This window comes from Pirellula sp. SH-Sr6A (genome assembly GCF_001610875.1).
Classification (GTDB): Bacteria; Planctomycetota; Planctomycetia; order Pirellulales; family Pirellulaceae; genus JBKCUI01.
In genome coordinates, this window is sequence record NZ_CP011272.1 from 5,769,015 (window position 1) to 5,794,965 (window position 25,951).

21 protein-coding genes and 1 tRNA gene are annotated in these 25,951 nt (G+C 49.0%); 14 read left to right on the top strand and 8 right to left on the bottom strand.

The window, feature by feature from the left end; translation table 11 throughout:
- Positions 1 to 3 precede the first annotated feature (3 nt).
- From VN12_RS22280 to VN12_RS22295, 4 genes are all read left to right on the top strand, one after another.
- On the top strand, positions 4 to 1,464 hold the full coding sequence (locus tag VN12_RS22280) for an N-6 DNA methylase (RefSeq protein ID WP_146678864.1): 1,461 nt from the start codon (positions 4 to 6) through the stop codon (positions 1,462 to 1,464).
- Between the two features lie 14 nt (positions 1,465 to 1,478).
- On the top strand, positions 1,479 to 2,639 hold the full coding sequence (locus VN12_RS22285; RefSeq protein WP_168164582.1) for a restriction endonuclease subunit S: 1,161 nt from the start codon (positions 1,479 to 1,481) through the stop codon (positions 2,637 to 2,639).
- Between the two features lie 9 nt (positions 2,640 to 2,648).
- The gene (locus VN12_RS22290; protein WP_146678866.1) at positions 2,649 to 3,692 is read left to right on the top strand and encodes a virulence RhuM family protein; all 1,044 of its coding nucleotides are present in this window, start codon (positions 2,649 to 2,651) and stop codon (positions 3,690 to 3,692) included.
- 93 nt (positions 3,693 to 3,785) lie between these two features.
- Positions 3,786 to 5,147: a DEAD/DEAH box helicase family protein gene (locus VN12_RS22295; RefSeq protein WP_205855121.1), complete on the top strand. Its 1,362-nt coding sequence runs from the start codon at positions 3,786 to 3,788 to the stop codon at positions 5,145 to 5,147.
- A gap of 175 nt (positions 5,148 to 5,322) precedes the next feature.
- Here VN12_RS22295 and VN12_RS22300 read toward each other — a convergent pair whose 3' ends face one another.
- Positions 5,323 to 6,867 carry an IS1380 family transposase gene (locus tag VN12_RS22300; protein WP_146674927.1) on the bottom strand — a complete coding sequence of 515 codons (1,545 nt, stop codon included), beginning with the start codon at positions 6,865 to 6,867 and terminating at the stop codon, positions 5,323 to 5,325.
- A 381-nt stretch (positions 6,868 to 7,248) separates the two neighbouring features.
- Here VN12_RS22300 and VN12_RS22305 point away from each other — a divergent pair, with 381 nt between their 5' ends.
- The 4 genes from VN12_RS22305 to VN12_RS22315 all read left to right on the top strand — a co-directional run bounded on the left by VN12_RS22305 (position 7,249) and on the right by VN12_RS22315 (position 11,662).
- Positions 7,249 to 8,118 carry a type I restriction-modification enzyme R subunit C-terminal domain-containing protein gene (locus VN12_RS22305; protein ID WP_205855122.1) on the top strand — a complete coding sequence of 290 codons (870 nt, stop codon included), beginning with the start codon at positions 7,249 to 7,251 and terminating at the stop codon, positions 8,116 to 8,118.
- Between the two features lie 111 nt (positions 8,119 to 8,229).
- Complete coding sequence (locus VN12_RS26880; RefSeq protein WP_409994264.1) at positions 8,230 to 9,309, top strand: ABC-three component system protein; 1,080 nt, start codon at positions 8,230 to 8,232, stop codon at positions 9,307 to 9,309.
- Positions 9,306 to 9,809, top strand: a complete 504-nt coding sequence (locus VN12_RS22310; RefSeq protein WP_146678868.1) for an ABC-three component system middle component 2 — start codon at positions 9,306 to 9,308, stop codon at positions 9,807 to 9,809. The genes VN12_RS26880 and VN12_RS22310 overlap by 4 nt, the downstream gene beginning before the upstream one ends.
- Positions 9,806 to 11,662, top strand: a complete 1,857-nt coding sequence (locus VN12_RS22315; protein WP_146678869.1) for an AAA family ATPase — start codon at positions 9,806 to 9,808, stop codon at positions 11,660 to 11,662. Before VN12_RS22310 ends, VN12_RS22315 begins: the two co-directional genes overlap by 4 nt.
- A 118-nt stretch (positions 11,663 to 11,780) precedes the next feature.
- Here the strand turns inward: VN12_RS22315 and VN12_RS22320 are convergent, their stop codons facing one another.
- The 3 genes from VN12_RS22320 to VN12_RS26510 form a co-directional block, all read right to left on the bottom strand.
- Positions 11,781 to 12,791 (bottom strand): tyrosine-type recombinase/integrase, encoded by a 1,011-nt coding sequence (locus VN12_RS22320; protein ID WP_240491231.1) that lies wholly within the window; start codon positions 12,789 to 12,791, stop codon positions 11,781 to 11,783.
- Positions 12,792 to 14,070: 1,279 nt separating this feature from the next.
- Complete coding sequence (locus VN12_RS22325) at positions 14,071 to 15,201, bottom strand: ISAs1 family transposase (RefSeq protein ID WP_146675687.1); 1,131 nt, start codon at positions 15,199 to 15,201, stop codon at positions 14,071 to 14,073.
- 239 nt (positions 15,202 to 15,440) lie between these two features.
- Complete coding sequence (locus tag VN12_RS26510) at positions 15,441 to 16,103, bottom strand: four helix bundle protein (protein ID WP_240491232.1); 663 nt, start codon at positions 16,101 to 16,103, stop codon at positions 15,441 to 15,443.
- 163 nt (positions 16,104 to 16,266) lie between these two features.
- Here VN12_RS26510 and VN12_RS22335 point away from each other — a divergent pair, with 163 nt between their 5' ends.
- The 4 genes from VN12_RS22335 (at position 16,267) to VN12_RS22345 (ending at position 21,854) form a co-directional block, all read left to right on the top strand.
- Positions 16,267 to 17,508, top strand: coding sequence for a GTPase-associated system all-helical protein GASH (locus VN12_RS22335; RefSeq protein ID WP_146678871.1), 1,242 nt, complete (start codon positions 16,267 to 16,269; stop codon positions 17,506 to 17,508).
- A 179-nt stretch (positions 17,509 to 17,687) separates the two neighbouring features.
- Positions 17,688 to 18,467, top strand: a complete 780-nt coding sequence (locus VN12_RS26885; protein ID WP_409994289.1) for a TRAFAC clade GTPase domain-containing protein — start codon at positions 17,688 to 17,690, stop codon at positions 18,465 to 18,467.
- Positions 18,467 to 19,330, top strand: a complete 864-nt coding sequence (locus VN12_RS22340; protein ID WP_146678872.1) for a hypothetical protein — start codon at positions 18,467 to 18,469, stop codon at positions 19,328 to 19,330. The genes VN12_RS26885 and VN12_RS22340 overlap by 1 nt, the downstream gene beginning before the upstream one ends.
- Positions 19,320 to 21,854: an effector-associated domain EAD1-containing protein gene (locus VN12_RS22345; protein ID WP_146678873.1), complete on the top strand. Its 2,535-nt coding sequence runs from the start codon at positions 19,320 to 19,322 to the stop codon at positions 21,852 to 21,854. The genes VN12_RS22340 and VN12_RS22345 overlap by 11 nt, the downstream gene beginning before the upstream one ends.
- On the opposite strand, the gene VN12_RS22350 is transcribed toward VN12_RS22345, so the two are convergent.
- A complete protein-coding gene (locus VN12_RS22350) occupies positions 21,828 to 22,820 on the bottom strand; it encodes a trypsin-like serine peptidase (RefSeq protein WP_146678874.1) in 993 nt (330 codons plus the stop codon). The genes VN12_RS22345 and VN12_RS22350 overlap by 27 nt on opposite strands.
- Positions 22,821 to 23,396: 576 nt before the next feature.
- Here VN12_RS22350 and VN12_RS22355 point away from each other — a divergent pair.
- Together VN12_RS22355 and VN12_RS26015 are read left to right on the top strand one after the other, a co-directional pair.
- Entirely contained in the window at positions 23,397 to 23,852 is a 456-nt protein-coding gene (locus tag VN12_RS22355) for a helix-turn-helix transcriptional regulator (RefSeq protein ID WP_168164583.1), read from the top strand.
- Between the two features lie 462 nt (positions 23,853 to 24,314).
- Positions 24,315 to 24,467 carry a hypothetical protein gene (locus tag VN12_RS26015; protein WP_168164578.1) on the top strand — a complete coding sequence of 51 codons (153 nt, stop codon included), beginning with the start codon at positions 24,315 to 24,317 and terminating at the stop codon, positions 24,465 to 24,467.
- A 183-nt stretch (positions 24,468 to 24,650) separates the two neighbouring features.
- On the opposite strand, the gene VN12_RS22360 is transcribed toward VN12_RS26015, so the two are convergent.
- The 3 genes from VN12_RS22360 to VN12_RS22370 all read right to left on the bottom strand — a co-directional run bounded on the left by VN12_RS22360 (position 24,651) and on the right by VN12_RS22370 (position 25,919).
- Positions 24,651 to 25,013, bottom strand: coding sequence for a four helix bundle protein (locus VN12_RS22360; RefSeq protein WP_146678851.1), 363 nt, complete (start codon positions 25,011 to 25,013; stop codon positions 24,651 to 24,653).
- The gene (locus VN12_RS22365; RefSeq protein WP_146678876.1) at positions 24,958 to 25,680 is read right to left on the bottom strand and encodes a four helix bundle protein; all 723 of its coding nucleotides are present in this window, start codon (positions 25,678 to 25,680) and stop codon (positions 24,958 to 24,960) included. The genes VN12_RS22360 and VN12_RS22365 overlap by 56 nt, the downstream gene beginning before the upstream one ends.
- 164 nt (positions 25,681 to 25,844) lie before the next feature.
- Positions 25,845 to 25,919: transfer RNA gene (locus VN12_RS22370), tRNA-Pro, on the bottom strand.
- Between the last annotated feature and the right edge of the window lie 32 nt (positions 25,920 to 25,951).

The window sequence follows — 25,951 nt, forward strand, 5'->3', positions numbered from 1 at the left end:
GAGATGTTTGAACAAGCTTTTAAGAATATCGACGACGTACTATGGAAAGACGCTGGTTGCACCAGCGAATTGGACTACACCGAGCAATCCTCCTGGCTGCTGTTCCTAAAATACCTCGACTCTCTGGAGGCAGACAAAGCGACGGAAGCAGCTCTCTCGGGTAAGAAATACGCATATATTCTCGACAAGCCGTACCGCTGGGAAACTTGGGCCGCGCCAAAAGGTAAGGATGGCAAGATCGATCACAACACTGCCCTCACCGGCGACGACCTAACTCAGTTCGTAAACAGCAAGCTCTTCCCATATCTGATGGGCTTCAAGCAGCGAGCCACCGGCCCGGACACCATCGAATACAAGATTGGGGAAATCTTCGGCGAGATCAAGAATCGCATTCAAAGTGGTTACAACCTGCGAGAGATTATCGACCATATCGACGAACTTCGCTTCGCCTCCCAAGTCGAGAAACACGAGCTTTCTCATCTATACGAATCCAAGATCAAAAACATGGGAAACGCCGGTCGTAACGGCGGCGAGTATTACACTCCACGCCCGCTAGAGCGCGCTATTATCCAGGTCGTTCGCCCGAAGCTTGGCGAGACGATTTATGACGGTGCTGGTGGCTCAATGGGCTTTCTTTGTGAAGCCTTCGACTACCTTCGCAAGCAGAACCCCAAACGAACTACTGCTCAGGACCGTTTCCTTCAACAGCAAACTTTCTATGGTAAAGAAAAGAAGTCGCTCGCATACGTTATCGGCGTCATGAACATGATCCTGCATGGGATCGAAGCGCCAAACATCATCCACACCAATACGCTTACCGAAAACCTCGCAGACATTCAGGAGAAGGATCGCTATGACATCGTGTTGGCCAACCCGCCGTTCGGTGGAAAGGAGCGAAAAGAGATTCAACAGAACTTTCCTATTCGCACCGGCGAGACAGCCTTCCTCTTCCTCCAGCATTTCATAAAAATCCTCAAAGCAGGCGGACGAGCGGGCATCGTTATCAAGAACACGTTTTTATCCAACACCGACAACGCTTCGGTGAGCTTACGAAAACTCTTGCTGGAAAGTTGCAATCTTCATACCGTGCTCGATTGCCCTGGCGGCACGTTCCAAGGGGCGGGAGTAAAAACGGTCGTACTTTTTTTTGAGAAAGGCTCACCAACTCGGAAGGTATGGTACTACCAGCTCGATCCAGGCCGTAATCTTGGCAAGACCAACCCGCTCAACGACTCAGACCTCGCCGAGTTTGTTGAATTGCAGAAAACGTTTGCCGACTCGCCCAAAAGCTGGAGCGTGGACGCCAAAATGATTGACCAATCAAGCTTCGACCTTTCAGTCAAGAATCCCAATGGTAACGAGTCAGTGATTTACCGCAGTCCTCTGACGATCATGAAAGAGATTGCCGCGTTGGACGCTGAGAGCGCGGCGGTGCTGGAAACTATTAAGGGACTTCTCGTATGACGAAGGGGTGGGCAATGAAGAGACTCGGCGACGTTTGTGGGTTCGACAAATCGCAAGGCATTCATCATGGTTTGCCTTACGTCGGACTTGAAAACATTGAGTCGCACACAGGTCGTTTCATTGGGTCAAGTGAGCCGCTGGAAGTCAAAAGCTCCACGTTTAAGTTTACCCGAGAGCACGTTCTTTATGGGCGGCTTCGCCCATATTTGAACAAGGTGCTTGCTCCAGATTTCGAGGGGCATTGCTCTACAGAAATCTTCCCAATAAAACCGGCGCCGCAACTTTCGCGAGAATACCTCCTCTACTGGCTTCTTGCCGACGAAACGGTTGAACGGATTAATGAAACATGCACTGGCGCACGGATGCCGCGAGCCGACATGAACGACGTTTTGGAGTTCGATTTCCCGCTTCCCCCGCCAGCCGAACAACAGCGGATCGTCGCCGTGCTGGACGAAGCATTTGCCGGTATCGGGATCGCCCAGGCCAACGCCGCAAGAAACCGCCTTAACGCCCGTGCGCTGTTTGAAAGCCACCTCCAAAGCGTGTTCTCTCAAAGTGGCAACAATTGGTTGGAGAGACCATTGTCCGAATTGTGCGATATCAAGCATGGCTATGCTTTTGAAGGTGAGTTCTTTTCCAACGAAGGAGAATACGTTTTGCTGACGCCTGGCAACTTTTTCGAAAAGGGCGGCTATCGTGACCGTGGTGAGAAACAGAAATACTATACGGGGGAGATTCCTCGTGACTACGTTCTAAATGAAGGCGACCTGCTCGTGGCGATGACGGAGCAGGCTGCTGGCCTACTCGGAAGTCCTATTATCGTTCCCGAGTCCAGTAAGTTTCTTCACAACCAGCGACTAGGCCTTGTGACCAAGAAGCCCGGTGTCCCATGGATAAATGAATTTTTCTTCCACGTCTTCAATACGCTACAGGTTCGAAAGGAGATTCATGCAAGCGCATCCGGAGTGAAGGTCCGACACACTTCACCGAAAAAGATTGGCGCCGTAATGGTTGCATTTCCAAATTCAATTTCCGAACAGAGAAAGATCGTTTCTACTCTGGCCTCTCTAGCGACCGAAACCCAACGGCTGGAGAGCTTCTATACGCAAAAACTAGCGGTGTTGACTGAATTGAAGAAGTCGTTACTGCATCTGGCCTTTAGAGGGCAACTTTGAAAGGCTCCGATGACTGACGAAACTCCCCAATCAGAACTCATTCTCTACCAGACTGAAGATGGCGAAACTCGCATTCAGTGCCGATTTGAAAACGAGACCATTTGGCTTACTCAGTCACTTATTGCGGAACTGTTTCAAGTAACGCCTCAAAACGTTACCCTTCACCTCAAGTCGATTTACGAGGAGGGAGAACTGGTGCAGGAGGCAACTTGTAAGGAATTCTTACAAGTTCGAATTGAGGGTGGCAGAGAGGTTTCGCGTCGACTACTGCACTACAGTCTTCCGGCGATCCTCGCCGTGGGCTATCGAGTCCGCAGCCCGCGTGGCACTCAATTCCGCCAGTGGGCCACCAGCCGCTTGACCGAGTACCTGGTGAAAGGCTTCACCATGGACGATGAGCGTCTGAAGAATCCGCCGGGGCCTGGCGTTCCTGATTACTTCGATGAGCTACTCGAACGCATTCGTGACATCCGCGCGAGCGAGAAACGGATGTATCTTCGTGTTCGCGAAATTTTCGCGTTAGCTGCTGACTACGTTCAAGCTGAACCAGAAACGCAACGTTTCTTTCAGGTGATTCAAAACAAGCTACACTTTGCAGCAACTGGCAAGACAGCACCGGAGCTAATCGCGGAACGAGTGGACTCGTCTAAGCCGAATATGGGACTCACCACTTGGAAAGGTGACGTCGTTCGCAAGGGTGATGTTACTGTAGCCAAGAATTATCTCCGAGAAGATGAGATCGATGGACTCAATCGCATTGTCGTCATGTTTCTAGACTTCGCTGAAGATCAAGCCCGACGCCGCAAACAAGTTTTCCTGTCAGATTGGCAAACCAAGTTGGACGAATTCCTACGTTTCAATGATCGAAGCGTACTGCCGGACGCTGGCAAAGTCTCCCGAGAATCGGCAGATGAGCGTGCCAACTCCGAGTATGATATTTTCAACGAGCGACGCCGCATTGCCATCGAAACACAAGCCGAACAGGCTGCGGTAAAGGAGTTAGAAGACACAGTGAAAAAGTTGCCCAAGCGGAAGAAACCCAAGCAAGGATAGTGCTTTAGCGCAATTCTGGCCGAGGCAGCTCACCTTTCGTTATGTATCTAATTTGAAGGACTTACGTGCTTTAATGCAAAATAAAGTGAGCCAATGAACGAAGCTGAAACCCGAGCCGAGCATATCGACCCGGCACTTGCCAAGGCTGGCTGGGGTGTAGTCGAGGGAAGTCGCATCCGACGCGAGTATCCAATTACCTTGGGGCGATTGGAAGGATTTGGTCGTCGCGGTAGGGCACTCACTGCGGACTATGTGCTCATTTATCGCAACACGAAACTGGCTGTGGTCGAAGCAAAAGCTTGGGAGGAAGCCCCTTCAGAAGGACTTGCTCAGGCGAAAAACTACGCTGGAAAACTTGCAATCCGATTTACCTACTCAACGAATGGCCAAGGCATCTACGCGGTTGACATGCAAGAAGGCACTGAGGGGGAAGTGGACAATTTCCCAACTCCCGAGGAACTGTGGAACAGAACCTTTGCCGAGTCTAACGAATGGCGAGATCGATTCGCTGAAGTTCCCTTTGAAGACCGAGGTGGATACTTTCAAGGACGTTACTATCAAGACATCGCTATCGAGCGAGTTCTCTCTGCACTAGCAGATGGAAATGACCGCGTCCTTTTGACGCTCGCAACCGGCACGGGCAAAACTTTTATCGCGTTTCAACTTGCGTGGAAGCTATTTCACAGTCGGTGGAACCTTACGGATTGGAAAGCAAAAAGGGAGCCAACCCGTCGACCAAGAATACTCTTCTTGGCGGATCGCAACATCCTTGCCAATCAAGCGTACAACGCTTTTTCTGTATTTCCTGATGATGCACTGGTGCGAATTGATCCTGCTGATATTCGAAAAAAAGGCAAAGTCCCTAAAAACGGAAGTCTGTTCTTCACGATCTTCCAAACCTTCATGGCCTCAGGTGGCACGAAGTCAGCATCGATGTTGACTGGTTCTGGGCAAGGCATTTCGATGGCAGCTGAGCCCCCTAAGTTTTACTTCGGAGAGTATCCTCCCAACTTCTTCGATTTCATCATTATCGATGAGTGTCACCGCGGTGGAGCAAATGACGAAAGCTCCTGGCGAGGGATACTCGAATATTTCTCACCAGCAGTGCAGCTTGGATTGACGGCCACACCAAAACGAAAAAACAACATCGATACCTACGAGTATTTTGGCGAGCCAGTTTTCATCTATTCGTTGAAAGACGGAATCAACGATGGATTCCTCACGCCATTCAAGGTCAAGCAAATTTCAACGACTTTGGACGAGTATGTCTATACCGCTGACGATACTGTAGTCGAAGGCGACATCGAAACAGGCAAGCGATACGAAGAAAAGGACTTCAACAAGATTATTGAGATCAAGGAACGTGAGAGGAAGCGTGTCGAGATTTTCATGAGTCAAATTGACCAGCGTGAAAAGACGCTAGTCCTCAAACAAGCGAACGCTTGTTCGTCTTAGCTTGATTTTCGCTGCGCAGCGGTCACCGAGCCAGCAGTGCTGGTCGCTTTTTTTCAATTGCTTGCTCTCCATTGTTTTATTTTATCTGGGTTAGGCGTTGCGGTTACGGTTCGCTTTGGACTTACGATGCCCCAAGCTCTTCTTGCTAGCTCGTTTCCGTGCTAGCGATTCGATGCTACAGATTGAGCACAGCACACAATCGGAAGAATGCTGATGTGTAGTCCGTCCAGTTCAGGAGCCGATGAATCGTTTTCCTGGCATGTCGTAGAATTTGGCATGGCACATGAATGAACACGGACAGAAACGTTTTAAATTCCATTGTTAGGAGCCGTTTCTTTTCTGCTTGATGTTCTTGCTCTTGACCAGTCACCACGGGGGTCAGTAGTGCAGACCAGGATTTTAGGTTCCACGCAATACTCGTTATCACCATATACGCCCAGTTGCTTTCCAAATTGTCCACCGGAGCGCACAGCGATCGAACTCCACCGGAGAGTTGTGCTATCAAATTTTCTTGGTCGCATCGGTCATTGCAGCCAAAAACAATGTCCTCGCTCGATACCGAGGGCATGTCGTTGCTGATGTAAAAGAAGTAGCGGATCTCGTCGATGAGCCGAACATCGCCCTGCTCTTTGGAGACGTTCTTCCGAACAACCACCATTCGATACGTTTTCTCGCAGGCGTTGGGTTGGTATTCGAACTCGGCCACTTCCTCATGTAGTAACTCCAGATGGACGTAATTGCGTTCCCGAATGATTTGGCGTTTGACATTGGTGGGTTTGGTACGAGTTTCATTGGTCTTGTTTTTTGGCAAGGCGCGGGTGAGTTTCTTCCATGCCGACGCATCCAAGTTGTCTGCGATTTCCTTCAGATTCGCTCGCGCCTCATAACCGAACTGGAAGCGTACTCCCAGGGCGTCCCATCCGTCGAGATACTCCGTCTGCGAGAACTTGCAGTCCCCTCGCATTCGAATGCGCCGGAAGCCTCCAGCGATACAAGTGCAGATCGCCTTATCTAAGTAGGCTGCCGCGTTGTGAGCGCTGTGAACCGAACCGCTGCGATTCACAATCGCAAGTACTTCTTTGGTGTTGGCTAAGCTGACCAGCAAAGGGTGGTATCCCCAACTCCCCTTGTACGAGATATCCATTCCTTCTTTGCACTCGGCTGTAGTTGCCACGATAACGCCATCGACATCGATAAGGGCTTGGTCAAAGAACGCATCATCCTGTTGTCTCCATACGTTGATCCTGGCTTCGTTAATAGCTTGCATCAGGGAGTCGATGTCGGATTGATGGAATCGACGGCAGAAATCGCCTGCCGTGGTTGGATCAGGAATCGAATCGGCACCGATCGCATCGAGGAATGTCGAATCGTTTCGAAGACGCTCCAAATGCTCCAGCCTCGTTCCGTTGCATAGAACATTCATAACCATCGCGAGGACGTGGTCGGATTCATGATAAGGAGCATGTGACTTTAAGAGTTGGACACGATGATTGATGGCATCGGTCAATCCGACATGCCCGGCGAGCTTGAGCATGGCGGAGACACCAGCGTAGCTGATGGCATGGGTGCGATCAGCAAGTTCGTATTTGACAGAGTTGGTAGCGAGAACGGGATTCGGATTCGAGATACCACGAGAGAAGCGATTCTCCCTTGCTACTGCGAGCCTTTTCAGGATTTGCTTCTTGCGTGCACCGATACGTTTTGCGAAACTTGACTTCACCTGAAACCCTCCGTGTGTGTGGCTTAATCGATTTGTTGTTACTTCGTTAAACCGCAAAAACACCGGGAGGTTTCAGGTTTTTTTACGAAAATCTCAAACGAACTCAACCAAGCTTCGCTTGATCGAGGGCTAGTCTTCTGTGCAACTCAACTCCATGCACTCGTTGTTCGGGATCTCATCAATCAAATCAAAACAAGCAAGGGACCTGATTACTGCCAGCGTGTAACAGCCAACGACGGTGCTCTAGGTGAGCAGCACCTAAGGGATTTTCAGGACAATGAACGGTCGATTCCCACTATCCTGACTACTTCGCAAAAGCTATCAACCGGCGTAGACGCAAGAAACATTCGCAACATCGTCTTAATGCGTCCAGTTGATTCAATGATTGAGTTCAAACAGATCATCGGGCGTGGTACTCGTCTCTACGACGGCAAAGACTATTTCACCATATACGATTTTGTGAAGGCCTATCACCATTTCAGCGACCCAGAGTGGGACGGTGAGCCGCTCGAGCCCAATCCGTGTTCAAAATGTAGTCAAAATCCATGCGTTTGCGAGCCCACCACTCCTCAACCATGTGCAACGTGCTGTAACTCGCCTTGCAGTTGTCCAAAAGAACCGTGTCCTGATTGCGGACAGTTTCGATGTGTTTGCAATCGTAAAAAGAAGGCAACTGTAAAACTTGCAGATGGCAAGGCGCGATCCATCCAGCACATGATGGTGACCAGCTTTTGGCATCCAGATGGAACTCCTATGTCGGCCCAACAGTTCATGGAACAACTCTTCGGCAAACTACCAGAATTTTTCAAGGATGAATCTGAGTTGCGGGCAATTTGGAGTGTGCCCGATACGCGTGCCAAGCTCCTAGATGGACTGTCCGAAAAGGGATTTGGCAACGCACAGATGGCCGAAATGCAACGGATCATCGACGCGGAGAAAAGCGACCTGTTCGACGTGCTGGCCTATGTCGCTTATGCGTTACCCACAAAGACCCGCGAAGAACGCGCCAACCAAGCTCGGCTGGAAATTAACGCCAATTTTAATGCAAAGCAGCAGGCGTTTCTCGATTTCGTGCTAGCACACTACGTTACCGAAGGCGTTCACGAACTCGCAACCGAAAAGCTCACACCGCTTTTGCGATTGAAATACAATAATAGCATCGCCGATGCCGTCTCTGATCTCGGACATCCCAATGAGATTGGAAAAGTGTTCGCGGACTTTCAGCACTATCTATATGAGGAAGCGGCTTGAGCGACGCGCAATTAAACTAACATTTCGCGAGGCGGCAACTTCGCCAACCTAGAAAATTCTGATGACCAAAGTTAAACAACGACCGAAGCGATTTCTAATCAAGGACAGGCAATGGCGTCGAGCATAGCTCCAATCACATTACCACTACCAACAAGTACCGGCGCGACACCAAGTGATTTCGTTCATGCGGGGAGGCCTATTCCAGCGATTGAGAGAATTCGATTATTTGAGCCCACGGCATGGGAGGAGTTTGTGTTGGAGTGGGCAGATAGCTTGCGAACCGAGTATGAGAGGGTAGAACGTTGCGGCGGCGCTGGCGACTGCGGTCGGGACATCATAGGCATTAGCAAATGTGGAACCGGGCAATGGGACAACTACCAGTGCAAGCATTATCGCGATCCTGTGACACCCACTGACATTTGGTTAGAACTTGGCAAACTCGTATATTACACACATCAAGGCGTATACACGTATCCAAGAAAATACTCTTTTGTTGCACCCCAAGGGGCAGGAAACAAATTATCGCGACTCTTGAGAGATCCTAGCCTGCTAAAAAGTCAACTAATTCAGAATTGGGATGCTTATTGCCGGAATGGCATCACCAGTACAGGCGTAATCTCACTCGATGCATCCCTTACAACACATCTTGGCCAACTAGATTTTTCGATTTTCGACGCCATCCCGCCGCTACGAATAATTGATGGGCATGCGAAGACAAGATGGCATGTCGCACGCTTCGGTGGTGGCCTACCCGCGAGACCTCCCATCGCAAGTCCTCCAAGCACTCCCACTGCAGAAGAGATTACTTATATCCGGCATCTTCTCGAGGCTTATGGCTCCCATTTAAATCGAGTAATTGAGCGCCTAGATGATCTCTCGGATGATGAACTAAAGGCACACCTTCTCGATTCTCGACGTGAGTTTTACAGTGCGGAATCATTGAGGGCGTTTTCTCGCGATACATTGCCTCCCGGTGAATTTGAAGTGCTTCAAGATGAGCTGCATAGTGGAATCTGCGATGAAGTAAGGGGAGAACACAGTAACGGCTACCATCGAGTTCTCGCTGTAGTCAGGGTAGCTCGCTCACTCCAGCTTACGGCACATGCTCTCGTGAGCCGCTTGACAGTTCGAGATCGCGGAGGAATTTGTCATCAACTCGCAAACGATAACAAGTTGAGGTGGGTAAAGTGAGCAATACTGATACTCGACTTAACCTCTTCAATAGTCCTGTTGAAGTTGGTCTTAGAGCTCTGGTAATTTTGACGGACATTTTTCCTGACGCCTGTACTTTAGACAGGCTCGTAATTCTGGACTATTTTGTTATCCACTCCGACGATCTTCCTGAAGGCCCGCTAGGTCTCCATCCCAAAACGCCTCATCGAAGCGGCGAAATACTGGTCCGTAGAAATACGCTTCAAGCAGGTCTTATGCTTTTCCAAAGTCGAGGTTTAATTGAGATTCAATACCGCAAGAACGGAGTTTGCTATGCCGCAATGGAAACATCATCAAGCTTCCTAGACGCAATCGATGCGGAATATGTGACTGATTTGCGTAACCGGTCGGCATGGTTGAACTCCACGCTAGGTAACATGCCGGATGTTGAGCTTCACTCCGTTGTTCAATCCAATCTAGGGGTGTGGGGAGCCGAGTTCGAAATGGAATCGGTCTTGCATCTGGAGGACAAAGAATGAGCAACTTTGGATTCTATTTGAAACAATTAACGCTGCGTGGAGCGGGGCTTCAGGACGCATCAATCGACTTTGACGATGGCCTAAATGTTGTCACCGGTCCATCCGACACCGGGAAAACCTTCATCTCCCAATGTATCGACTTCATGTTCGGTGGAAGCAATCCCCCGGAGGAAATACCGGAAGCGGAAGGTTACGATGAAATTTTCCTTTCACTGGTTAGTCGAAATGACAATAGAACTCACGTTCTATCGAGAGGACGGCGTGGAGGCGCATTTGCCCTTAATTCCGCAGGTCGGGAAGAGGTCATCCTGAGTGCGACGCACGATCCGAACAGCGAGAATACCATATCGCACTTTTTGCTAAGGTTAACGGGAACAGCTGGAAAACTAATTCGAACAAACGCCCGCGGCAAAACTCGACAAGTAAGCTTTCGGGATATCGCTCGACTGGTCGTAATTGATGAAGAGACGGTTATAACTAGACGGTCTCCAATTTTGACCGGTCAATTTACGACATCCACAGTTGAGAAAGGGGTTTTTCGGTTGCTGCTGACAGGTGTTGACGATTCCGCAATCCGTGAAGAACCTAATCGACAGATTGCAAAGCAAAGAGAATCAGCCAAGTACGAGGTGATCGATAAGGTCCGCGAAAACCTGCTATCACGAATAAAGTCAATGGGAGTCGAAGGCACGAGCGATGCGTTGCGTGATCAGCTCGCAAAGTCTGATACTTACTTAGCGGAGCTAAACACCGAACTAAGTCGGAGCCAACAATCAGCGACGAATTTAGAGAATTCTAGACGTGCGAGATGGTTTGAACTGCATCGTGTAGAATCGCGGATCGCGGTTATCGAGCAGTTACAAGCTAGATTTGTATTATTGGATGAGCAATATACCTCGGACCTACGTCTCTTGGAGACAATAACAGAGGTTGGATTTCGCTTAGATCAATTGCAAGAAAATCGCTGTCCAGTGTGTGGTGCGCCGCCGGAACACCATGCGGCAGATTTCCATTCCGATAATGCAACGCCAGCGACTGTAGCCACGGCCTCTCGGGCAGAGGCAGAGCGTACTCGAGAGCTGAAAACCGATTTGGTGAAAACTCTCAACGATAACGAACGAGAACTGTCTTCTTTAAGACTCAATTTGATAAGTCTTCGAAACTCTTTGAGCGATATTGGAAAAGAACTGGACCTTGAGGCAAAACCAAGACTTCAGGAGATCATTCAGCAAATTCAAGAATCTCAAGAACGAAGGGCGGCTTTGCTCCGAGTGATTGAACTTTACGAACAACTAGTTGAACTAGATGAGCTAAGCGACGTGGAAAAGTCGGAAGTGTCCACGGCCTCCCATGGTGCAGCACCTTCTGTCAGTGTGGGTGAGGCCGAGCAATTTAGTCAAGAAGTAGAGAACCTTTTGAGAGAATGGAAGTTTCCTGGATTAGACCGAGTTGTATTTAGTGAAGTTGACCAAGACGTTGTGATTTCCGGGCGAAAGCGCGGTGGTCGAGGAAAAGGAGTTCGAGCAATAACCCATTCGGCATTCAGTATTGCGTTAGCAAACTATTGTGCAAATCGAGGTATGCCACATCCGTCAACCCTAACCATTGATTCGCCGCTTGTTGTTTATCGCGAACCGGATGATGATGAGGGAGAGTTTTCGACGGATGTTAAGGATATGTTTTATCGGACCTTAGCCACAAGCGATTTGGCTGTGCAAGTGATCATCCTTGAGAACGATATTCCGCCGGATGATGTTGATGCCGTTGCAAACGTGATAAAGTTCACAGGAAGTAGCGTGGGTAGACGTGGTTTCATTCCAGCAAGGCAGGATGAATTGGATACCGGAGTATAGTCTAGATTTTCATGAAGTCGGGAGCATTCGCCACTGCATCGACAGTTGAACAGTTGAAGAAAAGTCCCTCACGCTTTTTGAGGCAAAGTCGTTCGGTGTAAAGTTTACATAGTCGCTTTTAGGTTGAAATTCGCTCTACAACATTTCTTGTCACCTTCCGTTGTCGTCGATCGTAGAGCCTTGTCGTTCGTGGATCTGCATGACCAGCTAGATTCTGTACATCCTCCAGGGGCACTCCCTGGCTGAGCAAATCTGTGATCGTCCCTGCTCGAAACGAGTGTGGTGAGAGAATGCTTGGCAGGCCCGCATCACTGATGCGTCGCTTGACCATACGGCCGATATCGCCGGGCGTCATTCCGTTCATCGTCAATTGCTTTGTTCGGCGAATGACGGAGCGGAAGAGCGGGGTGTTCTTTTCCGAGTACTCGATCTTCGCAGCAGCGATGTATTCAGCGATGAACTGGCGGAGATCGTGTCGAACTGGGATCTCCCGATACTTCCCGCCTTTTTCCGTGAACCGGAGGCAGTACTGATCGCCAACATCGTAAAAGTCTCCTCGTCGTAAGCGAGCAACCGCCCCACGTCGCACAATAGTGTATTTCAGGATGCCGAGAATCGCTCGATCACGGAGTCCAACAACGGTAGAAGTGTCGATACTCTGTAAGAGCTGCCGAGTCTGTTGCACAGTGATCTCGGGTGTCTTGCCTTCCAAGACTTGTAGCCGGTCTCCACGTACTGAGTGTGCGGGATTGAGGATGACAACGTGCCGCGTTACCAGCGTGTCGAAAAAATGTCGCAGCCCGGCCAGATGAAGCTTCTTGGTTGCCGTCGCTAGATTGAGCTGGTCGAGGTAGCTCGCAACATCCCTCGGGGATATTTGAGGTAACTCGCGGCCGAGTTGCTCGCAATGCTTCAGGAACTGCTTGACCGCTCGCTCGTAGGCGAGTCGTGTGTGAGGATTGCGAATCTTCGCAAAGATGAACTCCTCCCAAGCAAACTGTGCCGCTGGTCCCTGCTGCTGGAGCAGCACGGGCAAGTTCGGATCGAAGGTGGCTAATACCGGCAACGTCGCTGAGCCAATTAGTTGACTGGGTAACAACTGGTCTGGCTGAGCATTCAACGTTTTCAAGTGGTACCCATGCGAATGCTGTAAATAGCAGCAACTCATTCAACAACACGGCTCGTCGGGAGTTACCGATCCGGTGAGTTGTTTACCTCTGATCTAATAATGCACTATAACGTCCTTTGTCGAGCATTAACTGGTGCTTGATGTGATTAAAGTTAAGACACAATCTAGTTCTGTATCATCGCTATTACGATTAACTTAGTCGTATATTAGTGCTTAACTAGGACGCTAATGCTCGATATGAATCACCCGCCGATTTTCCGTAATTATAAGTAATCAGGTGGGGATTAATGCCATTAAAGCCACGAATTTTCAGATGGACTCGAATGAAAGTGAACTATCGAATGTTGGCGAACGTCCTTGAGACGGCAGGTGTGGCTGTTGCCTAAAAGGAAGAAGGGTACCAGGGTCACGCCCCTCTCTATTTCCTAGAATACAGAGGGACGGTTCGTTTCATGTATCATTGACTCGCGTTTCAATTTCGGACTCAACGACGGTCTCTGCTTTTTCTCATAAATGCAGCAAGTCTCAACGCCCAATTATTCGCAAGATAGCCAAAAATTAAGATAAGTGGGACTGCAGTAACGAGTAGCCCAATTCCTATCGAACGTGCATTGTTTGCCAAATGCCTCGGTCCACACCACCATTCGTTGGTTACCCAACGAAAACAAATGGCGTTGTCTACTTCAATCGCCACATAGAATGCCGAAACAACAAATAGAAGGAGCAGGACACAATATACAACCCACTCCAAAGCAGTTAGATCATCGCAGTCTTGGATAGTATCAGGCTCATCTTGCATTGGGACAGTCTCAGAATTATCGCACTTTTCCAAATTCGCGTTGGTAGTCAACGATGCTATCAAGGACTTCGAACGGGAATCTCGCGTTGGTTGCCGGCAAACCACATGTCCGAAAGCAGTCTACTACAAAGTGCGTGCAGTTTTGAAATATGGCGTTGTAGGTTGCTACGTAATCCCATCGCTCTCTACATTCGACGAGGCATTCTTCCTGACTCTTCGTCGTCTCAATTGTGTAGCAAATCCCGTTGTCGTGCGGGTCTTCGATAACTACTGCTGTTGAACCCGTATAGTCGTTATTTGGATATACGCCTTTGGTTCTTTTTTCTCCACTGACTTTGTACCCCATGTGACCAGCTCCCATTAGCGCGTCTGGGTATGCACAAACGGTAGTATCTAGGCCGGAGGGATCAATCTTCATCACGGGATCTCCAGCAACGTATGCAAATTGATTATCGCCTCCGCTGTCAGGGCAACCGCATCTTAAATGATTGCTGCGAGGCGGTTTAGGAGATAGTTTTCGTCCCAAGCCGCGCGTTTGCGTTTTTTGCGCGTGCTCTCCTTGGATGTGTCCAAGCTGAGAATATTAATTGCAAAGCGTCGAAGTAGGGCAAAGTTATCAGGGCCATGACCCTTTCGTATCCGGCTTTGATCTTCGTTGAATGTCATATCCAGCACCCAATGGAGCGAGTTCTCGATGCCCCAATGGCTTCGGACCGCACTCGCAAATCGTTTCACGCCTACTTCAAGGCTGCTCAGATAATAGCGAGTCTCAATCGTTTCCTTGCCGTTGCGAAGCGTGATGCTGTGCACTTGTCCAATTGACTTAGCGCCATCCCATGACTCTGTAAACTCCCGCAGGCAGTCAGGAATTGGGGCGTGATAGTAGTACCGTTTCTCGGTGCGACCGTGTGCTTTGTCATAAGTCTCGTGGTGCCTAACTTTGTGTTCGGCTAATCCCTGCTCATGCACGTTATCGAAGTATTCGCCCATAGCCTTCGCCAACTTAGGATGGTTGTCCTTGATTGCCAAAACGTAGTCACCTCCGTCATCAGAAATCTGCTTGGCGATTTCTTTCTGGCTTCCCATCGCATCTGTCGTGATGATGGCACCACGAAGCTCGAGTTTCTTCAGTAACTCGGGGATTGCCGTGATCTCGTTGGATTTCTCATCGACAGACTCGCAGCCGAGAACAAGCCGATTTGCAACACTCCATGCAGCAACACTGTGCAACATGTTTTTGAACGACTTCTTGTCGTGCGATCGTCGAAGGGATTTTCCATCGATCGCGATAACATTGAGTCCGTCGCTACCAAAGTCCAAGCTTTCTACCCATGCTAAAAAGGCCTCTTGAAAGGCATCCGGCTTGATCATCCGAAAAACACGGCTGATGGTGTCGTGGGACGGCACACCGTTCTTGAGTTTGATGAATTTGCGAAGCCACGACAATCGGATCTTTCCGAACAACTCGATATCTTCCCATCCATCGGCTCCACAAAGGACAGCCAGGACCGAGAGTACAAGAATATCCTTAAGGTCATGAGCCTTTGTTCGCTCAATGCGTGGATCTTCAACAAGCGACATACACTCGACGAGATTGGTTTTTGCTGCCATTCCATGGACTCCACGAAGAAGATCGGATCAACTTCTGAAATCTATTGCTGCTAGCATTTGCTTAGACAACCCCCAAACGAATAATCAAAGTTTGTACTGATGATGCGTTTGCCCTGCCGAATGGAGGCCTTATGCGGCGGAAAAACTATATAAGGGGCGTAAAAAGCCATGGCTAAGCGACTACGAACGTCGATTGTTTAACCAAGCATTGGCACAGGGAACGTGCAGGAGCAAAATGTTCATGTTTCTCGATTTTCAAGACCATTGATCAGACCGGATAACATGCGAGAGATTTCCTCAAGTTGTGATTTAATCTGTTTGTGTTTTGCATCGTCGATCAGCCCTCGACGTTTGGCAAGTTCGAGTTGAGGTACACATTCCTGGACAGATCCTCGTGCGATGCCGAAGAAGTGTTTGCGATCTGCTTTGGTGAAGCGACCATTGCCTTCGGCGATGTTCGAGGAAATCGAGAGGGCGGCGCGATTGAGTTGATCTACGAGGAAGCCGTAGCCGCGTTGGAATTGTTCAGTGGCAACGCAAACGGAGTCTGCAAAGTCGACAGTTTTTTGGTGACGAGGAGTTTCTCGAAGGCGAAGGTCATGGACTACTCCAAAAGAAGAGAGTAGTGAGTAGAAAGCAGATCGAGTCGATGGGAGAAAGTAGCTTGCGGCCTTGGATCGGCTTATGGCGTGTAAACCACCTGTTCTCCGATCTTGGTCTTTTCTACTCTCCACTTTCTCCCATCTACTCTCTATTTTTTTGGCCTTCCGGCCCAAAAAATCGGGGTGACAGGACACCAGTTGAACTTTTTTGGGCAGGAATTCTGGAATCAAGTCTGTGCTTCGCAGCTTTTGGAACTGTTGGAACGGTCTAAAATGCTGAACTGAGCGGGGGCTGGACATTCCTGCGGTCAAGCCGAGCCTGCTATCACTCTCGAAAGGTGCGTTTTCTCAATTAGTGAAAACCTCATGACAACCGTAAAATCCCTCACCAGGATGGAGGTCGGGGGGATGTCCTGCTATGATTGCTCCATTCAACAAACCCAGCAATTAGTGAGCAATTCCCTTGGAAAACTTCATTCAGCAATTCCTCGATGCACAGCTTTTCAACATTGCGGACAACGAAGAACGCTTGGAGAAACTATTGGCTTCGGCCGAATCACTTAGCGACGCTTTTATAGAAAACAATTCGCTTCTACTGCAGTTTTTGAGAGCATCTCTCGTACCAAACGTTGACGAGAATTCCCTCGTACTCTCGCAGATCGAAGCGCACATTAAGAAGGACTGGTCGACATTTCTCAGTGCACAACGCGAACGTCCGACGGCGATCAACTTGGCAGTTGGTTGGCAAGCCGCTCGAAGGGCTTCAGAAAAGGATACTGAGCTGTGTGCACTACTCTGGTATGGTTCAGCAAATCTGTTACTTGATTCGAAAGTCGACCCCCTTTCGAATCTGGTGATTGATTTTGTCAAATCGCAGGGTGTCGAGTTGGAAAGACGTGCGGTTGCTGAGTGGAGCCCATACACAGCAAAGACCATTAAGCAGGTTAAGGCTGTGGCGATGGTTGAAGTGAAAAATACGCTGCAAATCCCTCTGTTGAAAGCGAGCGCGGCAGTTGATCCATCAACGGGAAGTGCGGTTGAGGGGGGCAACACTCATCAACCCTCAACTGACGGCAACTGGGCTGCGTTTTTCTCAAAGCACGCATCCTCAGGAATTACCAATTCGATCGCTCAAGTAACAAAAGCGGTCTTAGAATCAGTGCAATCTTCTATCGACGATCTTAGTAAGAAAGTCACCGCTACTAGTGCAGAGTTGAATCGTAGCCACACTGCGCAGAGCAGACGAACTGAGCTGCTTTGGTTATCCGAGTCGCTTTATTCCACTCGTCTTAAGAAGGGTTACAGAGAACTCACGCCGAACGAAACAATCGTTTCTCTGACGTCGGACGTTGCGGAGATTGCGACAGGATTATCCCCTCAAAGTGTCGAATATTTTCTGGCTGATAAAATCTCCCGATTGTTGCCCAGTGACGAAATAAAATTGGAGTCTTTTGTTCGAGAGCTTTCTGGTTCAGCAGTTCGAGTAGCCCTGCCCACACAATTATTCATCCCGATACAAGGGACAAAGAGGATAGGACTACTGGAATTCGCTGGCGCGTTAGCTGCTGGCCAAACAGACATTAAGAAGTTCATAGAATGCACGGGGTTCCCAAAAAGCAAGTCCATGTCGGCAAGTGCGTTGGCCAGATGGGTTTTCCGTGAAATCAAATGTGCTGAATGCATCAATAAGGAACTATGGTCATGATTGGAGCATGCAGCCAGCAACATTGCCATCCGGATAGTGGCTGTATTCTTGGGGAGCCCGACGTTGCAGCTTGTAAACACTGGACGCAAAATACAGACACACCTGGAACTAACAGTCATGTGCATTCACGAAATTCAGTTCCGTGGAGCGGCAGTGCATTGGGCTTAGACGATATTAGGATGCTCTCTGCTTGTGCTAGGCCACGCGTAGTCGCGTTGATTGGACCCCATAACGCTGGAAAAACCACGTACCTCGCAGCGCTTCATCTTCTTTGCCTCAGAAAGCAGATAGTTCCTCATCTCTGCTTTTGCGGCTCATGGACTCTTGCGGGCTGGGAGAAGATCGCTGATTTTATGCGGTATCCCAAAGAATCGAGTCCATCGTATCCCCCGCACACGCCAATCTCCACGGAGAGATCCCCTGGTCTACTGCACTATGCTTTCAGGAAAAACGACGAGTTGATACAAAATGTCATGTTCACAGACGCTCCCGGCGAGTGGTTTACAGAGTGGTCAGTTAACCCGTCTCCAACGCAATATCCTGGCGCTACTTGGACCATTGAACATGCCGATACTTTTCTCTTCTTCATCGACCGAGAATCGTTGGTTGGTCCGGAAAGAGGAAAGGCACGTCTCCAAATTAAGACCCTTGCTTCCAGACTTTCGGAACATCTCGCGGAGCGACCAATCGCGATCGTGTGGGCAAAAAGTGACATCTCAGTTGCCACTGATTTTCAATCGTCAATCGAGGAAATCCTGATGCGAACGCTACCTTCCGCAACGCATTTCCACACGAGATTCAGATTAGCGACACAGGAAGCCCAAGAAGAAGTTGTAGCTCCGCTAGTCAAATCATTCAAATTTGCAATTGAGCAGGGAAGAAACAAAAACACGTTCATAGTCGATTTATCGCCCCAGGTATCAACCGATAGGTTTCTCGCATATCGAGGAGTAAGTTAATGAGCGATAGGGCGATTGCAAATAAGTCAATCGTGATGGTTGGTGCTTCCAACACAGGGAAATCGCACTTTACTTTTCAGCTTTTTGGGAGGCTTTCCGACCATTCCTGCAAGCTCAGGTTGCGAGAAATGCCAAACCTAGAGCTGTTTAAAGTCGGTCTAGAGCAGCTGAATAAGGGATTACCAGCAGAGCACACGAATGCAGACAAGTATGACAATGCCGATTTGCGAATTGCTGGACCCAACGGCGAGCCATTTGACTTACTTTGGCCAGACTATGGAGGAGAGCAAATTCGCCTCATATTAGAGAACCGGGGAGTCGATGAGGGTTGGAAAAAACGGTTGGAATCAGCTGAAGGCATCCTGCTATTTTTACGCCTACAAGAAATCATAGACTATAAGAACATCGTAGATCACCCACTCGACGTCGAGCTAACACGACGAGCCGCATCGGCAACACACCAAGAGCCTGACCTTTCATCCCAAATTGGAATTGTCGAGATGCTACAAATATTGATGTGGGCGGCCCAAAAAGGCAATTCAAGTCGACTGCGAAGTCCAAAGTTAGGTGTCCTACTTTCATGTTGGGATGAGTTGGGTGTTGAAAATACAACCCCTTCGGAACTTTTGCGGGAACGTGCGCCGCTACTTGAACAGTTTGTTCGTGCAAATTGGACCCAAGACAGCGTTTTCGTCCTAGGGCTTTCATCACTTGAGCGACCACTAAACAGAGAGAAGTATGATGAAGATTACGTAAACAAAGGGCCAGAGTCCTTTGGATACATCATCCAGTCAAATGGCCATCGGGACGACGATCTCACGATCCCACTTCTAAAAATGCTTGAATTGATTGATGAAAATTAAATTCGACACTGCGATTTTTGGTGAAAGTGGTAAAGCTCATTCGATCTTGCATTCATCCATACCGGAGTTCGCAAAAACCCTAGTTGCGGTCACTGACTTGCCACTTGATCTGCCTAACGACGCAGGGAACACGCCAATGTTGAGCGGTTTCCCGCATGATCGCAAATACGTCTTTTTGAGTACTTTACGTGACGCAAGTGCATCGCGAGGAGGAATGGCGAGGACAACTGCACTGATCACCAATATTGAGGAAGTTTCGAAAATAGAATGCCTCGATTCGGTATTTCAAAACCTCGGACATGATTTGGACCATATGTCCCTTGGTACGGCGATTGAATTTGAACCAGTAGACATGATTGGGTCAATCCATTCCGTGGGAACAGTGGCACTCATTCGCGCGCTGATTTCAAGCAAGAACTCTCAGCCAGTAGTCTGGATTGGTGACGAAGGTTTTCGTGAATCAGTGTGCGACCTGTGGCGAGGTCTTCCAGTCACTTTGAAGCGCAATTTTACCTTCCGCTATAGTTGCACTCCGCGTGATGGTCGAATCCAGGGGACTGATTTGATTCTCACGCCAGTGCAATTTCGTTCAAGGTGGACACAGCAAATATGTATCCAACCGCCACTCGAGTGTACGCCAAATAGACAGGCGGAACGATATTTTTGTGACGACAGTGTTCGGATAGCAGTGTCTAAGTGGTCTGACGAGCTCAGTGCAGAAGTCAATTCATTTGAAACCCTATCCTTGCTTGCCGAATCGCAGACACTTTTCGAGCAATTGAACTCGATCACTAGCCTTGAAGTAACGATATTGCTTCGCAATTTGGCCCGATTGTCTCCAATTCCAAACAATGGAAAAGCAATCAAGCAGCGAGTTCTTCAAGAGCTGCAGACCCGTATAACTTCTGGGCCTCTTGACGTCATTGGATACCTCAGAAATGTTGAGGCGAATGAATTTTTTAAAGGGTTCGATGCGATCCGAATTGCGACACAGCAGAGATTCACCCAAGCAATTGCAATGGCAGAAGAGAATTCTCTTGATTTGATGCGTCAAGCAATTAAAGACGCATCGCGCCCCTGGGCTGTCGGAATACTAAGCGCATTCACGCATATACTCAAACAGAAGCAAAAATCTGCCTTAGATCTCTGTTGGCGACTAATAGCGACATCTGCAGAGATAGTTGTTCAATCGTGGCTAGTTCAAACGAGTGAAAAAATCCAGCGTTTTGAACGGTGTTTAATCGATACAATTCCGAAATCTCTCTCAGAAGTTGAATCACAATTAGTGGCGACATTCTGTAAACGAAACAATTGGGCCAATCTTCACGCTATCGTTATATCTTCGAACACAAATCCACAACTCGCGATAGCTGAACAACTGCACTTTCAGAAAGCATCAGACAACGGGTTTCGCGAGCTGTCCAGGCGACTGGGAAATCGTGTCTTTGTCAGGGCCGCAATGCAGACAGAATTAGTACCAGCACTGTTTAATCAAGTCGTCATCGACTGCATTGAGGACATTCAGCTGCTTGATATGTTTGATATATACGATTTTGAGTGGAGGCGAGTTCTAAGAGGAATAATAAACCTAGCCCCAAAACATGTTGATCAATCGACCGTGTTGGATAATGCGATTGAAGCTTATTGGCCCTTGCATGTGGAAGGAACTCTGATTGATATCGATTTACTTGGCTCACTCAGTGGGACGAAGTATGCGAACCTTGTCTACACAAATAATCGGCAGGAGATTTGGGATTCCTTGCCTGCGAATGTCTGCGGGGAATTTTTAAAAGTGACTGCTCGAGCATGGATTGACCGTGCACTTCACGATATCGCTTCCCTGGCTAGACCGGAACCTGTCTTAGTTAGTGAGATTCTATCGAACAACAATCGCCAACAGCTACTTCCAGTTTCTGGTGCAGATTCCGTCGTTTTCGCTTTGAGTGCATTTCGTGTTTTTCCCGAACTCACACAATCCGATTTCGATGACTGGCGTGTTCGTCTACTTACGGCCCAACGCAATTTGCCAACAACGACGGCCCGACAGATTGGTGCACTTTTGTCAAAGAATGGTTGGAGGAACTGCGCAGATGGTTTGCTTTCAGACTACTCCGCATACAGCCGACAAGATTTGCATCCCGCCCTCTGCGAGTGTTCCAATCTCTTTGGATGGCTTACTCGATTTAGATACGGGTTTTCACGAGAGTCCCCGTCAATTGACCAATGGTGGGAAGAAATAGAAAACGTGTTGCTTTATCTTTATCCCGAGGGACCGAGAGACAAACATCTATGGGAACGATCTGGCGGACATGTTGGCGATCTTCGAGTACATACCACAGGTCGCGAGCAATGGAGCAAGTTAATTACCGACCTGAAGAAAGGAAAAGATTTCGGCGAGGCGTCGCTAAACACTTTGCTAAGCGTATGTTTAAGTGATTACGGTTCCAATTCAGACATTACATTGCTTGTCGCGAATTGCCCTTTTAAGCTGCGAATTTCAAGAGATGACTCCTTCGTCGACTAACCGATTGCGGATTAGTTCGATGGGAGTTCCTTCGTTTCGAAAGTACTGTCGAGTCGATGGCGAATTCGGCTCTCGTAGCATTCCACCAGCGCGGTGAAGCGCTACAACTTCCCATGATGAGTTAAACACAGGCGACCCTGACGACCCATTCATCGTATCGGTCAAATACTGAACACAGGTTCGGTCAGCGAACTGAACAAGATTGTTATAAATTGCAATCTGTTTAGGTTGGCCGCCTGGATGCTGAATTATATTAACGTGCTGATCCTTTTCAGCCGGCGCTTTAGCGAACATCAGCTGCCCCCAATTTGCATTCGCGTCACCAACAACTCGTACCGCAGTCCAATCATCCTCTTTGGATGTAATGAATAGATCGTCGGGAGAAAACTTGAACGTCGCAACCGTTCCATCCCTGCCTTCGCGCGTGATTTGATAGTTGAAAAGTGCTTCCGCTGACGCGGCGGTCGATTCGCAATCCAATACATGATTATTTGTCAGGAAAACGTTTCGCTCGATTAGAAAGCCTGATCCGCTTCCAACTCCCGGAATTTGGACTTTTGCGACACTTCGGGAAGCGTCGATTCCATTTTCGAGAAAGCTTATTGGGAGCAAAGTCGATTGCTTCCCAATAATTTTTTCAAGAACGGTCCCGGTGGTGCTCCCCTTCCAGCTTTCCGGAGGAATTGCAAATGGCGCGATGGTTGATAATGGGGCAAGGATAACCGGTTCTACGTTTGCCCAGTCGAGATTAGGGAAGTCTTGCTTGACTTGCTGAAATACAGCGAGGAACGTCGTATGTTTCCCAGCTTCCGCTAGAAGCTTGAACCACATGGTTTTGGGTGGGCCGCTGAAATCCAGGTAATCAGTTGGAATGGAAAGGCTATTCATCAGGACGCGAGCTCGATCGCTGTCTGGATAGTAGTCGCACATTAGCTGTAGCAGTTGTGGGGGAACTTTTGTAGCCATTCACTCTCTCGCGCATCTCACGTGTTCTGAGTAGTTATCAGGGGTTCGGAGATCAGTTTAGCAAAAATGCATTTCTCCATCAGGGTTTTCGCGTTTTTCCAAATACTCCATGGGAAACAACATCGAGTCTGCGAATTCGCCCTTCCCCTCGCAACGAATGCTTCTCTAATGGGACTGCAAAGTTGTCGCGTACATTTGTCTCTAGATTTGGCGAACGTGGCAAGGGATAACAGTGCACAACATCAAAGCACGTCCGGAAGTTGGAGCATAAATCGTACGGCTCGTTGAAACGCTAGACACAGTTGGATGAGTGTCCCTGGGTTTCACCACAAACTCTGATTTGAGTGGCCATTCCCAGGCTAGCGAAAGATAGCGGGATTGCCTTTCATTGAATCAGCAGGCAATTTACCGAGCAAGTTGTAAGGAACACTTACAAGTTCGACCCACGGGGGAAACCGGTGGCCTCTGTGCGTTTGTATTCAAAGCATGATAAGGCGATTGTCTATCCGAGAAATGCAGTTCATAGATCCGGAAGGCTTACCAAGAGCAAGTGTACTTTGCATAGGCAGTTGGAATATGACTACTCACGAACAACAGCGATCGCTATCACGTCAGCTCTTGAGAGCTCGACTTGCCGCTGAACTCTCTCAAAACCAAGTAGCGACGGCCCTACAACTCTCGGTAAAGGAAGTCGCTGCGTTGGAATCCGGTGAGCGTCTAGTCAGCACCCTTGAACTTTCCAAACTCGCCAAGTTGTTCCGGCAACCAATCAGGTCATTCGTTTTCGATGAGAATCTCGGGGAGCCGTCCGGCCGAATGCCGGATTCCGATTCGGCCCTTCAGCAAATGCTGGATGAGCTTGCGACTCGAGAGCCGAACGCCATCAGCGACGACGAGCGATCTGCCGCGTTGCAATTGGCGCTGTACGCGTTTAAATCGGAAGAAATCTCGGCAGGCAAACTGAGAGATGTCGGTGCGTTGCTCGGCATATCAGCAGAAGAGTTGTTAAAGCTACGTCCAAATGACGAGTAACGACGTTTGTTTGATTTACTTATACTCCGTGTATTTACCGAGAAAGGTCAAACCTGAGGGAATAACTGAGGGGAAACCGTACCTACCAACTTTCCAGCATTAACTCCCGATTTACGGCGAACAGACAATCTAGAATTAGCCAAGTTGGCACTAGCCGCTAGGTCTATGGTGTCGATTCCGATTGCCGCACGATCTGAACGAAATAGAAGGCAACAACCAACCACGCCCGTATAGTAGGTGCCGCCGCGAGTGCGTGATTCGCGGCTGTTCTCCGATCATCCGATACAACACTCCCACCGATGGCTGATTCATTCAGCCAATCCACAATTCAATTAGCCCTTCCCCGGCTAGCGAAAGATAAGGGGACCCCCTCGATTTCCAGAAACGCACTCCAAACGCGAGCGTATTTCGCTCAGGCAATCCTGCCTGGGCGCAATGCGTTACGTAACATGGAGATGCGTTATGAAAACCTGGAAAACCTGGTGGTGTGACTTACCAATCGTCGGCAGCAAGGACGAACTCGAGTTCTTGCTGGCACTCATCCAGCATGCTGTTTCGATTTTCCTGATCTACTGCACGATCTGGGGAATCGCAGTGTACTTGTTGCTACTTTAGGTTGTCAGGCTTCCCTTCGGGGAAGCCATTTTGAAATTCGATCGTCCTCACGCTCAACCGACATAACTCTGCTTTTCCCGGCAGGCTAAACATAAGGGAAACCCTTCGTTTTTGAACCGCAATCAGCCACCTAAGCAGCCACCATTCGACACGCCCGCCAATTCCGGCGGGTGTGCAGAGTTTTTATATTTCGCGGTTCTCGAGTCCATTGATCAAGCCGGATAGCATGCGAGAGATATCTTCAAGTTGGGATTTGAGTTTGACGTGCTTGGGCTCGTCGATCAGACCTCGACGTTTCGCGAGTTCAAGTTGAGGGACGCATTCTTGGACGGAGCCCCGTGCGATGCCGAAAAAGTGTTTGCGCTCGGCTTTGGTGAATCGACCATTGCCTTCGGCAATGTTGGATGAAATCGATAACGCGGCGCGATTGAGTTGATCTACGAGGAAACCATAGCCGCGTAGAAATTGTTCGGTGGCGGTGCAGACTGCGTCAACGAAGTCGACGGACTTTTGGTAGACGAGAAGCTTCTCGAATGCGAAGGCCATGGTTCTCTCGGGCGGTGGAGAAGGGATGGGCTAGAAGTGACAGACTGCTAGATGGGGCGTTGGATTGCAGCAATCGTGTTTGACGACGCTGCGGTTTTAGAAAGTAGTGAGTGGAACGTAGACCGAGTAGAGAGGGAGAAAGAAGATTTTGTAGTTGGATCGGTGTGAGGAGTGCGATGCAAACCTGCTCCGGTCCTGTTTTTCTACTATCTACTTTCTCCCCTCTACTCTCTATTCGCCAAAGGCGAATCGGGGTGACAAGACACCAGTTGAACTTTTCTGGGACGCGGTTCAGGATTGGACGTAAGACTTTGCGATTCGCCAAACCGCTGATTAGGCCGGAGAGCATTTTGGAGATCTCTTCGAGTTGCAATTTGAGCTCAATATGCTTTTCTTCATCGATCAAGCTTCGGCGACGCGCAAGTTCGAGTAGCGGCACGCATTCCTGAACCGACCCGCGTGCGATGATGAAGAAGTTCTTGCGGTCAGCTTTGGTGAAGCGACCGTTTCCTTCGGCAATGTTAGCAGAGACGGATAGAGCGGCACGATTGAGTTGGTCGACAAGAAAACCGTAGCCTCGCGTGAACACTTCGGTGGTGGCACAGACTTGATCGGCGAAGTCAACCGCTTTTTGGTAGACTAGGAGCTTCTCGAATTGGAAAGTCATCTACCGCTCCAGAAGAAGAGAGTAGAAAGTAGAGCAGTCGACCAAGTAGAAAAGAGAAAGTCGATCGGTCCGTTGAGTCAAACGCCTTTGATAAACTCTCGGGCGTGAAAGCTCTACTGCTCTACTTTCTCTTTTCTACTCTCTATTTTCGCCTTAGGCGAAAATCGGGGTGATAGGATTCGAACCTACGACCCTCTGGTCCCAAACCAGATGCGCTAGCCAGACTGCGCTACACCCCGGTCGATGGCCGAGGGGTGAACCCCGCAGCCAA

Excerpts from the sequence above, each read along its gene's own strand:
- VN12_RS22280 (WP_146678864.1), top strand. The coding sequence starts at position 4 with ATGTTTGAACAAGCTTTTAAGAATATCGACGACGTACTATGGAAAGAC.
- VN12_RS22285 (WP_168164582.1), top strand. The coding sequence starts at position 1,479 with ATGAAGAGACTCGGCGACGTTTGTGGGTTCGACAAATCGCAAGGCATT.
- VN12_RS22290 (WP_146678866.1), top strand. The coding sequence starts at position 2,649 with ATGACTGACGAAACTCCCCAATCAGAACTCATTCTCTACCAGACTGAA.
- VN12_RS22295 (WP_205855121.1), top strand. The coding sequence starts at position 3,786 with ATGAACGAAGCTGAAACCCGAGCCGAGCATATCGACCCGGCACTTGCC.
- VN12_RS22305 (WP_205855122.1), top strand. The coding sequence starts at position 7,249 with ATGATTGAGTTCAAACAGATCATCGGGCGTGGTACTCGTCTCTACGAC.
- VN12_RS26880 (WP_409994264.1), top strand. The coding sequence starts at position 8,230 with ATGGCGTCGAGCATAGCTCCAATCACATTACCACTACCAACAAGTACC.
- VN12_RS22315 (WP_146678869.1), top strand. The coding sequence starts at position 9,806 with ATGAGCAACTTTGGATTCTATTTGAAACAATTAACGCTGCGTGGAGCG.
- VN12_RS22325 (WP_146675687.1), bottom strand. The coding sequence starts at position 15,201 with ATGGCAGCAAAAACCAATCTCGTCGAGTGTATGTCGCTTGTTGAAGAT.
- VN12_RS26510 (WP_240491232.1), bottom strand. The coding sequence starts at position 16,103 with ATGTCCAGCCCCCGCTCAGTTCAGCATTTTAGACCGTTCCAACAGTTC.
- VN12_RS26885 (WP_409994289.1), top strand. The coding sequence starts at position 17,688 with ATGCTCTCTGCTTGTGCTAGGCCACGCGTAGTCGCGTTGATTGGACCC.
- VN12_RS22340 (WP_146678872.1), top strand. The coding sequence starts at position 18,467 with ATGAGCGATAGGGCGATTGCAAATAAGTCAATCGTGATGGTTGGTGCT.
- VN12_RS22345 (WP_146678873.1), top strand. The coding sequence starts at position 19,320 with ATGAAAATTAAATTCGACACTGCGATTTTTGGTGAAAGTGGTAAAGCT.
- VN12_RS22350 (WP_146678874.1), bottom strand. The coding sequence starts at position 22,820 with ATGGCTACAAAAGTTCCCCCACAACTGCTACAGCTAATGTGCGACTAC.
- VN12_RS22355 (WP_168164583.1), top strand. The coding sequence starts at position 23,397 with ATGACTACTCACGAACAACAGCGATCGCTATCACGTCAGCTCTTGAGA.
- VN12_RS26015 (WP_168164578.1), top strand. The coding sequence starts at position 24,315 with ATGAAAACCTGGAAAACCTGGTGGTGTGACTTACCAATCGTCGGCAGC.
- VN12_RS22360 (WP_146678851.1), bottom strand. The coding sequence starts at position 25,013 with ATGGCCTTCGCATTCGAGAAGCTTCTCGTCTACCAAAAGTCCGTCGAC.
- VN12_RS22365 (WP_146678876.1), bottom strand. The coding sequence starts at position 25,680 with ATGACTTTCCAATTCGAGAAGCTCCTAGTCTACCAAAAAGCGGTTGAC.